The sequence below is a fragment of the Halanaerobium saccharolyticum subsp. saccharolyticum DSM 6643 genome (assembly GCF_000350165.1).
Classification (GTDB): domain Bacteria; phylum Bacillota; class Halanaerobiia; order Halanaerobiales; family Halanaerobiaceae; genus Halanaerobium; species Halanaerobium saccharolyticum.
Window position 1 is genome coordinate 27,236 of sequence record NZ_CAUI01000023.1, and the last position, 12,828, is coordinate 40,063.

The 12,828-nt window shown below is 32.3% G+C and carries 13 protein-coding genes, 1 tRNA gene and 1 other RNA gene; all 15 read right to left on the reverse strand.

Features of this window, described 5'->3' with window-relative positions:
* Position 1: 1 nt before the first annotated feature.
* On the reverse strand, positions 2-604 hold the full coding sequence (gene ruvA / locus HSACCH_RS10280; protein WP_005489686.1) for a Holliday junction branch migration protein RuvA: 603 nt from the start codon (positions 602-604) through the stop codon (positions 2-4).
* Positions 601-1,098: a crossover junction endodeoxyribonuclease RuvC gene (gene ruvC / locus HSACCH_RS10285; RefSeq protein WP_005489687.1), complete on the reverse strand. Its 498-nt coding sequence runs from the start codon at positions 1,096-1,098 to the stop codon at positions 601-603. The genes ruvA and ruvC overlap by 4 nt, the downstream gene beginning before the upstream one ends.
* Positions 1,099-1,251: 153 nt before the next feature.
* On the reverse strand, positions 1,252-2,016 hold the full coding sequence (locus HSACCH_RS10290) for a YebC/PmpR family DNA-binding transcriptional regulator (RefSeq protein ID WP_005489688.1): 765 nt from the start codon (positions 2,014-2,016) through the stop codon (positions 1,252-1,254).
* A 64-nt stretch (positions 2,017-2,080) separates the two neighbouring features.
* A complete protein-coding gene (locus HSACCH_RS10295) occupies positions 2,081-2,431 on the reverse strand; it encodes a helix-turn-helix domain-containing protein (protein WP_005489690.1) in 351 nt (116 codons plus the stop codon).
* A 204-nt stretch (positions 2,432-2,635) separates the two neighbouring features.
* Positions 2,636-2,845, reverse strand: a complete 210-nt coding sequence (locus tag HSACCH_RS10300) for a hypothetical protein (RefSeq protein WP_005489692.1) — start codon at positions 2,843-2,845, stop codon at positions 2,636-2,638.
* The gene (locus HSACCH_RS10305) at positions 2,838-3,047 is read right to left on the reverse strand and encodes a hypothetical protein (protein WP_152416026.1); all 210 of its coding nucleotides are present in this window, start codon (positions 3,045-3,047) and stop codon (positions 2,838-2,840) included. The genes HSACCH_RS10300 and HSACCH_RS10305 overlap by 8 nt, the downstream gene beginning before the upstream one ends.
* Before the next feature lie 53 nt (positions 3,048-3,100).
* An RNA gene (gene rnpB, locus HSACCH_RS13660) (RNase P RNA component class A) lies at positions 3,101-3,437 on the reverse strand.
* Between the two features lie 83 nt (positions 3,438-3,520).
* Complete coding sequence (locus tag HSACCH_RS10310) at positions 3,521-4,636, reverse strand: Nif3-like dinuclear metal center hexameric protein (RefSeq protein ID WP_005489696.1); 1,116 nt, start codon at positions 4,634-4,636, stop codon at positions 3,521-3,523.
* A 91-nt stretch (positions 4,637-4,727) separates the two neighbouring features.
* Positions 4,728-4,804, reverse strand: a tRNA-Ile gene (locus HSACCH_RS10315).
* Between the two features lie 153 nt (positions 4,805-4,957).
* Positions 4,958-6,046, reverse strand: a complete 1,089-nt coding sequence (gene rpoD, locus HSACCH_RS10320) for an RNA polymerase sigma factor RpoD (protein WP_005489698.1) — start codon at positions 6,044-6,046, stop codon at positions 4,958-4,960.
* A gap of 1 nt (position 6,047) precedes the next feature.
* Entirely contained in the window at positions 6,048-7,856 is a 1,809-nt protein-coding gene (dnaG, locus tag HSACCH_RS10325; protein ID WP_407635733.1) for a DNA primase, read from the reverse strand.
* A 138-nt stretch (positions 7,857-7,994) separates the two neighbouring features.
* Positions 7,995-9,005 (reverse strand): deoxyguanosinetriphosphate triphosphohydrolase, encoded by a 1,011-nt coding sequence (locus HSACCH_RS10330; protein WP_005489701.1) that lies wholly within the window; start codon positions 9,003-9,005, stop codon positions 7,995-7,997.
* An 11-nt stretch (positions 9,006-9,016) separates the two neighbouring features.
* Positions 9,017-9,823, reverse strand: a complete 807-nt coding sequence (locus tag HSACCH_RS10335) for a pyruvate, water dikinase regulatory protein (protein WP_005489702.1) — start codon at positions 9,821-9,823, stop codon at positions 9,017-9,019.
* 24 nt (positions 9,824-9,847) lie between these two features.
* On the reverse strand, positions 9,848-11,911 hold the full coding sequence (gene glyS, locus HSACCH_RS10340) for a glycine--tRNA ligase subunit beta (RefSeq protein WP_005489704.1): 2,064 nt from the start codon (positions 11,909-11,911) through the stop codon (positions 9,848-9,850).
* A gap of 5 nt (positions 11,912-11,916) precedes the next feature.
* Positions 11,917-12,765: a glycine--tRNA ligase subunit alpha gene (locus HSACCH_RS10345; protein WP_005489706.1), complete on the reverse strand. Its 849-nt coding sequence runs from the start codon at positions 12,763-12,765 to the stop codon at positions 11,917-11,919.
* Positions 12,766-12,828: the final 63 nt, after the last annotated feature.

Below are 12,828 nucleotides of genomic sequence, written 5' to 3' on the forward strand. Positions count from 1 at the left end.
ATTATCTCTCCTTACCAAGTTGATTTAAAACTAGTCTAATCTTTTCCGAAACATTAATTTCACTTTCAAACTCAACTTCTCTTAAAGCTCTATTAATCTCAGAAATCTTATAACCTAATGCAGTAAGAGCATCTACTACATCCTGACGATCTTCATCAACTGCAGATCCAGCATTAGATTTATCATTATCATTCTGCAGATAAGCGAATTCTTCCAACTTGTTTTGAAGTTCTAAGATCAATCTTTGAGCAGTTTTGGGTCCAATACCTGATATTTCTTTCAAAACTGCTTCGTTTTTTTGCATAATTGCAGATACAAATCTAGAAGCAGGCATGGTATTTAAAATATTCAAACCGGCACTAGGGCCAATTCCATTAACAGTTATTAATATTTCAAACAATTCTTTACCCATTTTTTCAGGAAAGGCAAATAATTTCAAGGCATCCTCTCGGACATAAGTATATGTAAAAACTTCTATTTCTTCGCCAACATGAGGCTGACTTTTAAAACCTGCAAGTTCTAATTCATAACCAACTCCATTAATTTCTAAAATTATCTTATTAATTTCAGCGTCAATTACTTCTCCTTCTAAATAGCCAATCATAATCTTTCCTCCCATCCAGAATGAGCACTATAAACATGACCATGACAAATTGAAATTGCTAAAGCATCAGCTGCATCATCTGGCCTTGGAATTTCAGATAAATTCAATAGTGATTTAACCATCTGCTGCACCTGCATCTTATCAGCTCTTCCATAACCTACTACTGCCTGTTTTATCTGCAGTGGAGTATATTCTGCAACTTTTAATCCAGCTTGAGACCCAGCCAGCAAGATTACACCTCTAGCCTGTCCTACAGCTATTGCTGTTTTAACATTTTTATTAAAAAACAATTCTTCTACTGCCATTTGTTCTGGTTCAAATTCTTTAATCAAAGCTTCTATATTTCTATGAATAATTTCTAGTCTTTCTATATCGTCTTTATCTGCTGAAGTCTTGATTACTCCATATTCTAATACTTCAAAATGATTTGTTTCTTTATCTACCAGTGCATAACCAATTGTGGCAAGCCCTGGATCAATACCTAAAATTCGCAAATCCCACACCCCATTCAAACTAATGTTTGAAATAATTATATCATATAAACTTAAGTTATTAAAACAAAAAAATAAAGACACTGCTGAACAGTGCCCTTATTAAAATCTAACCCTATTATATAACAAAAATATTAAAATTAAATTAAATTATAACTAGTCTTCTTCTGCTTCAATTTCGGCTCTAATATCTTCTGGAATATCGAAATTAGAATAGACATCTTGAATATCATCATGATCTTCAAGCAGCTCCATTAATCTCAGCATTTTCTTTGCATCACTTTTATCTAGAGTAACTTCATTATCAGGAATCATAGCGAGATCTGCAGAATCAAATTCGTAACCTTCTTCTTCTAGAGCCTCTCGAGCAGATTCATAATTAGAAGGATCTGTATAAATAATAGCTGCTTCTTCTCCATAATCTAAATCTTCTGCACCAGCTTCTAGTGCTTCTAATAAGAGATCTTCTTCTTCGACCTCAAATTCATTTAAATCAATTACTAATTCTCCTTTGCGTTGAAACATCCAGGCAACACAACCATTAGAACCAAGATTGCCACCATTTTTATCAAGAATGTGGCGAACCTCTGAAGCAGTTCTATTTCTATTATCAGTCATAATATCAAGGTATAAGGCAACCCCACCAGGGCCATACCCTTCGTAAACAAAAGACTCATAACTCATTCCTTCTAAATTACCTGTTCCTCTTTTGATTGCTCTTTCAATATTATCGTTAGGCATATTGTTATCTTTTGCCTTCTGAATAGCCATTCTGAGATCTGAATTCATTTCAGGATCTCCGCCACCTTCTCTAGCAGCTACTGCTATTTTACGACTTAATTTAGAAAATAGCTTACCTCTTCTTTTATCTTCTTTCTGTTTCTTATGCTTTATATTAGCCCACTTAGAATGTCCGGCCATATAATAACCCTCCTTAAATCAGATTATACTTTTTAAAATCAATTTACAGTTTATTGTACCATAATTATTGTTTTTTTTCAATATCACTCTCTTCTAGAATATCAGTTAGATTTTTAAGTAGGGTATATATCATTTCTAACTCCTTTTCATTACGCTTTAAAAGTAAATCGGTTATATTTGAAATCTGAATAGTAGCTCCTGAACTTATATCATAATTAATTAATAATTTATCTACTCCAACACCAAGCGCTTCGGCAATATTAATTAATGCTTTAAATGATGGATCCTTATCTCCACGTTCTACCTGTCCGATATATGTATAATGAAGGCCAGCCTTTTCCCCAAGCCCTTCTTGGGTTAGTTCATTGAATTTTCTATACTCCCTAATTTTTTTGCCAATATTTTCTCTCTGCATTTTTTCTCACCTCTAATATATATCTTAGAGTTTATCAGAGTGTTTTTAAAGAGACTATAAGTATTGATATAAATTATATAAGTATTATTAACGTATTTAAGTATTTATTTAGTTGATTTAATCAATAAATAATAATTATATTATGGGAGAGGCGCTTCACTCCAAAAAAATTAAAACCACAGCCTAAGCTATGGTTTAAAGCCATTATTGTTGAGCTTTTAAATCACTAATTAAAGAATTAAGTTTTTCTTTGCTGCCATTGTTCCAATTTTCAATAAAATTTATAATTCTTTCTTTTTCGTAAGAATTCAATTCTTCCCTTAAAAAACTTAACTCATGCTTATCAAGAGCTTTCATCAGGTCGATTGCTTTTTTTAAAGGATATTGCACCTTATAATATATTTGATCAACCATCATTTACCTCCTCCTGCATCCTCACTAGATTTTCCATAAAGGGTATCGTTTCCCGTTCAATAAACTTTATGTAAGCTTCAAGTGTTATTATTCGATTATCCAGCACTTTACTGCTTATTTCAGGAGAATAATTCTCAAATTGCTCTGATTTGTCTACTGCCTGTTTAATATAGTCTACTGCATCAATTACTGTTTTCTCCATCTCAACACCTCTTTTTTTGATTTTTATAAAAATTGAAAATATAATAGGCAAAAAAAATAAGTCAACCTATAAGCCGAGTTCTGTATTAGAAGATCATCTATCTAGGGGAACAGTTACCTGAACCCTCATGCGTCCTTACCCGGAGAAAAGCGGATCACTTTTATATTCTCCCTATTTGGACTTACTCCAGATGGGGTTTACCTGGCATTCCAGTTACCTGAAACCCGGTAAGCTCTTACCTTACCTTTTCACCCTTACCTTATTTACATAAGGCGGTATATTTCTGTGGCACTAGCCTGGGAGTTACCTCCACCGGGTGTTACCCGGCATCCTATCCTATGGAGCTCGGACTTTCCTCATCAATTAAGATGCGATCAACTGGTTAACTTATTTTTTTACCATACAAAGTATATCACCAGATTTATAATATGTCAAGTGTTTTACTCAAGTTAAAAGCAGTGTCATAATTGTTATTATTGATACTCCCAAGGCCGAGTATTTAACTCTGATTTTAGAAAATTAAGCTCTTTTTTTAACTTACTAGAAGCTTCATTATTTAATCTTTCAACTAATAATTCTCTAACAAATTTTTCACTACCATAATGACCAAAATCAACTAAATTAATACCTAGTTCTTCTGCAAGCTGTGCTTCATGATATTTAACATCTCCGGTCAAATATAAATCTGCACCCTGATAATAAGCATCTTTAATAAAATCTGAACCACTACCACTGCATAATGCAATTTTTTTTACTTTGTTTTTTGATTTAACTACTTTAATTACATCTAAATTATAGACATCTTTTATTTTATCTAAGAAACTTTGTAATTTAATTTCTGATTTTAATTCTGCAATTCTGCCGATACCCTGTTCACTTTTTAAATTTTCCATTTTATATAAATCCCAGGCTGGTTCTTCATAAGGATGAACTTTTAAAAGTTCTTTAACAACCTGATCAATTTTATCATCTGAAACTACTGCTTCAAAACGATATTCTTCAATTTCATTTAGAGAATCCTTTTCACCTAGATAAGGATTAGAATCTGCTAAAGGTTTGAAATTTCCAGTTCCCTTACTATAAAAGCCGCTGTGACTGTAATGCTTATATTTCCCGGCTCCTTTAGCATAAAGTGCGTCTCTTAGTTTCTTAAAGTCAGATTTAGGTACAAATGTAACTAACTTGTGGTAATTTTGACTTTTGGTGCTTTTCAATAGCGAAATATTTTTAACATCTAATTTATTTATTAAATAATCATTTAAACCATTTTCAGCGATATCTAAATTGGTATGTGCAGAAAATAGAGAAATATCATTTTTTACTAAATCAAATATTAGGCTCCCACTTTGGTTTTGCGTATTAACTGATTTTAAACCATTAAAAATAAAAGGATGATGAGTAATAATTAATTGACAATTTTTATCTATTGCCTCAGCTAAAACATTTTTATTGAAATCAAGTGCTATTAAAACATTTTTCACTTCCTGATTTGGATTTCCAACTTGAAGACCAACATTATCCCAATCTTCAGCTAAATCTGCTGGCGCAATTTCTCCCATCAACTGTATAACTTCTGCTACTTTAATCATAGTTGAGCCTCCTTTTAGTTCATAAATGTTTTTAGGTATATAATAAATCAAAAAAACCCTGCTCTGGTTAAAGAACAGGGTGTTAATATTCTGGTGGGCCCACCAGGATTCGAACCTGGGACCAACCGGTTATGAGCCGGTTGCTCTGACCAGCTGAGCTATGGGCCCGCTGCAAATTTAATTAATTAATTTGTGACGACAAGAATAATTATATGATATAAAACAGATTAGGTCAAGAGTTATTTGGGATTTTTTTTGGTTAATAAACTCAATAATCCTTCAATAACTCAGCATTACTAGAAAATACAAAGTAATTCTTTGTTATTCTAGGTAATCCTTTAATTTTTTGCTACGGCTTGGATGTCTCAATTTTCGCAGTGCCTTTGCCTCAATCTGTCTAATTCTTTCTCTGGTAACTCCAAACTCTTTACCAACTTCTTCTAAAGTTCTTGGTCGTCCATCTTCAATTCCAAATCTAAGCTCTAATACTCTTTTTTCCCTGTCAGTAAGAGTATCTAAAACTCCATCTAACTGTTCTTTGAGCAATATATAGGAAGCTGCTGAAGCGGGAGCTGGAGAATCCTCATCTTCAATAAAATCACCAAGGTGACTGTCTTCTTCCTCACCAATCGGAGTTTCTAAAGAAACAGGCTCCTGAGCAATCTTCATAATTTCTCTTACTTTTTCAGCAGAAATATCCATTTCTTCACCAATTTCTTCAGCTTTTGGTTCTCTTCCCTTTTCTTGAAGTAGTTGTCTAGAAACTCTTATTAATTTATTAATTGTTTCTACCATATGAACAGGAACTCTAATTGTTCTAGCTTGATCAGCTATAGAACGAGTTATGGCTTGTCTGATCCACCAGGTAGCATAGGTACTAAACTTATAACCTTTAGTGTAGTCAAATTTATCTACTGCCTTCATTAGTCCCATATTACCTTCTTGAATTAAATCAAGAAAAAGCATTCCGCGACCAACATATTTTTTAGCAATACTTACTACAAGTCGTAAATTGGCTTCCACCAATTGTTGTTTAGCCCATTCTTCCCCCTGTTCCATTCTTTTAGAAAGCTCAACCTCTTCCTCAGCAGTTAATAAATCAACTTTCCCTATTTCTTTTAAATACATTCTTACAGGGTCATCTATACTTGCACCCTTTGGAACACTCAGATCAAGACCACTGTTCTCATCATCTTCATCCTCGCTGTCATCTTCTAATTTAGAATTTACTACTTCTATATTCATTTCACTAAAAATATCGTAGATTTTTTCTATATCTTCAGAATCTAAATCTATATCTTCCAGGGCGTCCATTATTTCTTCATATGTCAGTTCGCCTTCTTTTTTACCACGACTGACTAGACCTTTAACTTCATCTATTTTAGCAGGACTTATATCTTTTTCAGCCACTTTAGTCCCTCCTTTCAATATTATAATTAAGACTATAAAAAGTTAATAAAATACGGTTCAATTTATCTAAACTCAACTCTTTTTTACTAATTAATCTACATAATTTTTCTTTATTTTTGGAAATTCTTTTTGAGCTTAAATAATCTGCAAGATCTAAAATCCTATTCCTATCTAAGGAATTATCTTGTTTTACTAAAATTTCTGACCAGTAAGATAAAAGTTCTTCTTCCAATTCTTCCTTAATTTTATCTAAATGAATAGAATTACTTATCACACTACCTTTAAATAAACGCTCGGCCAGTTGAGCTGTTCTTCCATTAAAATCATTTTTAGAAATTCTACCTGCTAATTCTTCTCTGAGAGATGGGTTACTGATAAAATGAGCAAGTATTTCTTCTTCAACTTTTTGATAATATGATAATTGCGAATATAAGTCAAATGTTTTTTCTTTTTTCTTATTTTGTTTTTCTCTATTACTTTTATAATTCCTTCTTTTATTTTCCTTAAATTCTTTTTCAACCTCTTCAGCCAGAATATCTGCTTTAAAGTTAGTTTTTGCAGCAGCTCTTTCTAAATAAATTTCTCTTTCTAGATTATCTTCAACTCCACTTAGAAGTTCAACAATAGATCTTAGAACTTTTTTTCTGATACCTGGTTCTGAAAGATTTTTATCTTTAACAATCATATTAATTTTAAAATCTATTAAATTAACTGCGTTTTCTATCAATTCATTAAAAACGTCTGAACCTTCATTTTTTAAAAGCTGATCTGGGTCACTTCCCTCTTCAAGTTCAATCACCTTAACATTGATGCCTGTATTATTAAGAATATCTAAACCTCTTAAAGTTGCTTTGTTACCTGCTGTATCAGCATCATAAGCAATATAAGCATTCTCTGCATATCTTTTTATCAGTTTTGCCTGTTCTTCAGTAAAAGCAGTACCTAAAGAAGCAATTGAATTTTTAAATCCATTTTTATGAGCCTGAATAACATCTGTGTATCCTTCCATAATTATACAGCTGTTTTCTTTTCTAATTCTATCTTTAGCTAAATGTAATCCATATAAATTTTTCTTTTTGCTGAAAATTTGAGTCTCAGGAGAATTTAAATATTTAGGTCCATAATTATCTTCACTATCTAAAATTCTTCCCCCAAATGCAATCACTTCACCTCTATTGTTAAAAATAGGAAACATAACTCTATTTCTGAATTTATCATAATGAGAATTATTATTTCCTTCGCTAATTAAACCGGCTTTTTTAATTAAATGAATACTGAAATCTTTTTTCTTTAAAAAATTTAATAAAAGCTGCCATTCATCAGCTGCATAACCAAGATGAAATCTCTTTATATCCTCTTCATTAAATCCACGCTTATTTAAATACTCAAGTGCTTCTTTACCCATATTAGTATCAGTTAAAAGATAATTATAAAAACGCGCTGCTAGTTTATTTAAAGAAAAAATATTCTCTCGTTCTTTATAAACTTGACGCTGCTGATTACTCATATCAGGCAGTTCCATACCACTTCTTTCAGCAAGCATTTTAACAGATTCTATAAAGGTTAAATTTTCTATTTCCATCACAAAATTTATAGAGTCACCACCAGCTCCACAACCAAAACAGTGATAAAAATTATTATCAGGATTCACAAAAAATGATGGAGTTTTTTCACTATGAAAAGGGCATAAACCTTTATATCTATTCCCTGTTTTTTTTAGTTCTAAATAATCAGAAATCAAATCTACAATATCAACATTTTCTTTTAATTCATCTATAAATTCATCTGAATATCTGGTCAATTTATCCACCCTGACCTTAATTTAATTACAATAAAATATTTTTAGAGATCAGTAAAATAGAAAAAGCAATTACTGTTGTAATTATATTTCTCTAAAAATTATTTTTATCCTGCATTTATTTAATAAAGTAAATTTTGAACTTTATTATTAATCTTTATCAAACCAGGGAGTAGGTATAAAAAATTTCCTCCCAAGATTAATAGCATAACGATCAGTCATTCCTGCAATATAATCAATTACAGCCTGTTTATGATTTTTTTCAAATTCCAGATATTCATCTGGAATATAGTCAATATTTTTCATAAAAAATTCGTATAAAAGTTTTAATAATCGCTTTGCCTTGCCTTCTTCACTCTTGCCTTCAGAACCAATATAAACATTCTCAAAAAGAAAAGTCCTCAATTTACCAGTTGCGGATTTAACTTCAGCTGATCGCTTTATTTGTTGCTGCTGCCAGCTGGAATTAATCAAATCCCTGACCATTATATCTATTCTTTCAGAATGAGTATTACCCAGAACAGAAATTGCATCAGCTGGTAGATCACCCTGTTTTATAATACCAGCTCTTAAAGCATCATCAATATCATGATTAATATAAGCAACTCGATCTGCTATTCTAACAATTTGACCTTCAAGAGTAAACGGCTTATCTGCCCCAGTATGATTCAAAATACCATCTCTTACCTCAATACTTAGGTTTAGACCTCTGCTGCCATTACTTCTCTTTTCTATAAGATCTACTACTTTTAAACTCTGCAGATTATGATTAAATTCTTCTCCAGTGATTTCTGTTAAAGCTGCCTCACCAGCATGACCAAAGGGTGTATGTCCAAGGTCATGCCCTAAGGCAATAGCTTCAACTAGATCTTCATTTAGTTTAAGCGCTCTGGCAATTGTTCGCGCAATCTGTGATACTTCCAGAGTATGAGTCAATCGAGTTCGATAATGATCCCCTTCAGGTGCAATAAAAACCTGCGTTTTATGCTTTAATCTTCTGAAAGCTTTAGAATGGATAATTCTATCCCTATCATGCTGAAAAATAGTACGTATATCACAATTATCCTCTTTTTTTAATCTACCTTTGCTCTCAGAACTCAAACACGCTGCAGCTGAAAGTTTTTCTTTTTCCCACTCCAACTGCTCAACTCTGGAAAACATAATATCAGCTCCTAATCTTCAAAATATGAAAGTACTTCAACGGCAGTTTCTTCGATATTTTTATCTGTAACATCTATAACAGGACAGCCTATTTCTTCCATAATGGAATCTGCATACTCAAATTCTTTATCGATTCTTTCTTTGGCAGCATAAGTAGCATCATCACCAAGACCCATTCTCTTTAATCTTTCAATACGAATATCATTTAATAGTTTAGGGTCTATAGTTAAACCAACAACTTTATCATCTTTATTTTCTAAAACCGAAGGATGTACATCCACTTCCGGCACCAAAGGTACATTAGCTGTTTTATAACCAAGATATGATAAATGCACTGAAAGGGGAGTTTTAGAAGTTCTAGAAACCCCAACTAATACAATATCAGCTTCTTCATATCCTTTAGATTCATTTAAATCATCAAATTGGAGTGTAAACTCCATAGCTTCTATACGATCAAAGTATGCCTCATCTAATTGATATTTAAGTGCAAATTCTTCTTTGGGGGCAGTATTAAATCTTTCGGATATAATATTTAATGGTTTTTCCATCATATCCACATATTTTAAGCCATAACTTTCGGCAAGTTGATTTAGATGAGTTCTCATTTCACTTTTTACAAAAGTATAAGCAATTACTGCATTCTCTTTTTTAGCTTTTTTTAGTATTTCATCAATTTCTTCAATTGAACGCACAAATGTGAATGTTTTCATATCAATTTCATGATCAGGAAATTGTCCAGAAGCTGATTCCATTAAATTCTTAGCTGTTTTACCAGTACAATCAGAAATAATATACGCAACCATTTTATCTTTATCCACAATACTCACCCCTTTAACTTATTTTTAATCTAAGGCTATTTCCTCAATATTCATGACCTCTGACATTAATTCTGAAATACAAGCTAGTAGAGCCAGACGATTATTTTTAACTTCTTGATCATCTACCATAACCATAACACTATCTAGAAAATCGTCAATATATTCTTTAAGCTCTACCAGTAGGTACAAGCCCTTTTGGTACTGGCCAGAATTAAAAAATCTCTTTATTTCTGACTCTCTTTGATTAACTGCTTTATATAGTTCTTTTTCTTCATCCTCTACTAATAGTCCTGCATCAATCTCTAATTTATTTTCTGCTTTTTCACTAATATTCTTAGCACGAACTAGACCTCGAATTAAATCTATAAATAGTTTTGAATTCTCTGATCTAAAATTCATTAACTTATGAGCTCTTTGATAAATATCAAGCAAGTCATGATCGTTAATATTAATAACAGCGTTTATTATATCATATCTGACATTTTCTTCTGACAGTAAATTATCAAGACGCTGCTTAATAAATTCTTTTAATTCGGAAGCAGCATTGTCTAAGTTTTCTAAATTAATTTCTACAATTTCCATTGTTAATTTGATTATCTGATCAACATTGATTTTTAATTTATTATCAAGAATGATCCTAAGTAAACCAGTTGCCTGTCTTCGTAATGCAAAGGGATCTTGAGAACCACTTGGAATATTCCCCAATAGAAAATGACTGCTTAAATTAAATAATTTTTCAGCCATAGAAAGTACAGTTCCACTTTTTGTTTCTGGTAATTCTTCCCCAGCAAAACGAGGCAAGTAATGTTCAAAAATAGCTTCTGCAGTTTCCTGAGCTTCCCCTTCTATAAGAGCATATTCTTTACCCATTAAGCCCTGCAAATTAGCAAATTCATTAACCATTTCTGTAGCAAGATCATTTTTGCAAAGCTCAGCCGCTCGAACTGCCATTTCTTTTCTTTGTGACTCATAATCCAAAATTTCAGCAAGTTGAGCTGTTATTTTCTGTAATTTCTCTACTTTTTGATAGACACTACCTATATCTTTCTGAAAAACTATATCTTTAATATCTTCAGTTCTATTTAAAAATCCATATTTTTGATCTTCAGCAAAGAAAAACTGAGCATCATCTAATCTACCTTTTAAAACCATCTCATTCCCAGCAATAACTTCATCAAGATAATCACTACCACCATCACGAACACCAATAAATTCAGCCTGAAGCTTAGAATCATCATTCATCACTGGAAAATAGCGCTGATGTTTTTCCATTGCCGTAATTAAAACTTCTGCTGGCAATTTTAGATATTCCTCAGAAAAACTTCCTTTGAAAGCAGTTGGAAATTCAATTAAATCAATTACTTCTTCTAATAAAGAATCTTTAATAACTGCCTCACCAGACAGCTCTAAGTCAGCAATCTGTTCTTTAATTAGTTTTTTGCGATTCTCCTGTTTGACAATTATTGATCCCTCTTTTAGCAAATCAAAATAATTTTCAACATCATTAACTTCTATTTTACCATCACTTAAAAATCGATGGCCTATGCTGTAATTAGAACTTTCAACTCCTGCTATTTCTATATCGAGCTGTTCTTGACCAAATAAAATAAGCAGCCATTTGATTGGTCTTATAAATTCCATTTTTACACTGCCCCAGCGCATTGCTTTTGGTAAAGGAACTTGGTCTACAATTTTCTTTAAAATATCAGGTAAAATTTCTGCTGTTTTCTTACCTTTTTCTACTTTTTCAGCATATAAATAACCATCTTTTTCTACTAATTCCTCTACAGCTACCCCCTGACCACGTGCAAAACCTTCTCCTGCCTTAGTCGGATTTCCACCATCATCAAAGGCAATATTTGCGGCTGGACCTCTAACTATTTCTTTGTTGTCCTCCTGCGTTTCAGCTAAAGAATCGACAGCTAAAACTAGTCTACGAGGAGTAGAATAAACATTCAATTCGTCATATTTTAAATTATTATTTTCAAATATTTTTTCTGCTGTTTTATAATAATCTTCTCTGAATCTCTTCATTGAAGCAGCAGGCATTTCTTCAGTTCCAATTTCAAAAATTAAGTTTTTTGCCATCTTTATCACTCCTGATCTCCTGAGTTTAAATAACTGGCCGCACATTGATGAGCCAATTTCCTAACTCTTTTGATAAATCTTGTTCTTTCAGTTACACTAATTGCTCCTCTGGCATCTAAAAGATTAAAAGTATGTGAACATTTTAAAGTATAATCATAAGCAGCCAGTGCTAATTCTGCTGCCAGTGAATTTTCAGCTTCTGCTTCATAAATATCAAACATTTGAAATAACCGATCAATATCTGCTACTTCAAAATTATATTTAGATTGTTCAACCTCATTTTGATGATATATTTCTTTATATTTTACGCCTTCAACCCAAGTTAAATCGTATACATTTTCAACTTCCTGTAAATACATGGCTATTCTTTCTAAACCATAAGTTATTTCTACAGTTACAGGATCAGCTTTAAATCCACCTACCTGTTGAAAATATGTAAACTGGGTAATTTCCATACCATCCAACCATACTTCCCAGCCCAAACCCCAGGCTCCAAGTGTTGGAGATTCCCAGTTATCTTCTACAAAACGAATATCATGTTTTTTAGGGTCAATACCTAATGCTTTTAAACTGTCTAAATAAATTTCTTGAATATTGTCTGGAGAGGGTTTCATAATTACCTGATACTGAAAATAACGCTGCAAACGGTAAGGGTTATCCCCATACCGACCATCTGTTGGTCGACGACAGGGCTGTACATAAGCAGTATTCCAATCTTCCCCTCCTAATGAACGCAAAAATGTAGAGGGGCTCATAGTACCTGCACCAACCTCAATATCATAGGGCTGTTCAATTACACATCCCTGATCACTCCAAAATTTATCCAATGAAAAAATAATCTCCTGGAAATTCATAAATACACTTCCTCTCGTACTCTTTTTAAATTTTTTACTAAAACAAAACCTCATCCTCAGGGA

Excerpts from the sequence above, each read along its gene's own strand:
- HSACCH_RS10330 (WP_005489701.1), bottom strand. The coding sequence starts at position 9,005 with ATGTTTTCCAGAGTTGAGCAGTTGGAGTGGGAAAAAGAAAAACTTTCA.
- HSACCH_RS10345 (WP_005489706.1), bottom strand. The coding sequence starts at position 12,765 with ATGAATTTCCAGGAGATTATTTTTTCATTGGATAAATTTTGGAGTGAT.
- HSACCH_RS10310 (WP_005489696.1), bottom strand. The coding sequence starts at position 4,636 with ATGATTAAAGTAGCAGAAGTTATACAGTTGATGGGAGAAATTGCGCCA.
- HSACCH_RS10305 (WP_152416026.1), bottom strand. The coding sequence starts at position 3,047 with ATGGAGAAAACAGTAATTGATGCAGTAGACTATATTAAACAGGCAGTA.
- HSACCH_RS10290 (WP_005489688.1), bottom strand. The coding sequence starts at position 2,016 with ATGGCCGGACATTCTAAGTGGGCTAATATAAAGCATAAGAAACAGAAA.
- ruvA (WP_005489686.1), bottom strand. The coding sequence starts at position 604 with ATGATTGGCTATTTAGAAGGAGAAGTAATTGACGCTGAAATTAATAAG.
- glyS (WP_005489704.1), bottom strand. The coding sequence starts at position 11,911 with ATGGCAAAAAACTTAATTTTTGAAATTGGAACTGAAGAAATGCCTGCT.
- HSACCH_RS10300 (WP_005489692.1), bottom strand. The coding sequence starts at position 2,845 with ATGGTTGATCAAATATATTATAAGGTGCAATATCCTTTAAAAAAAGCA.
- HSACCH_RS10295 (WP_005489690.1), bottom strand. The coding sequence starts at position 2,431 with ATGCAGAGAGAAAATATTGGCAAAAAAATTAGGGAGTATAGAAAATTC.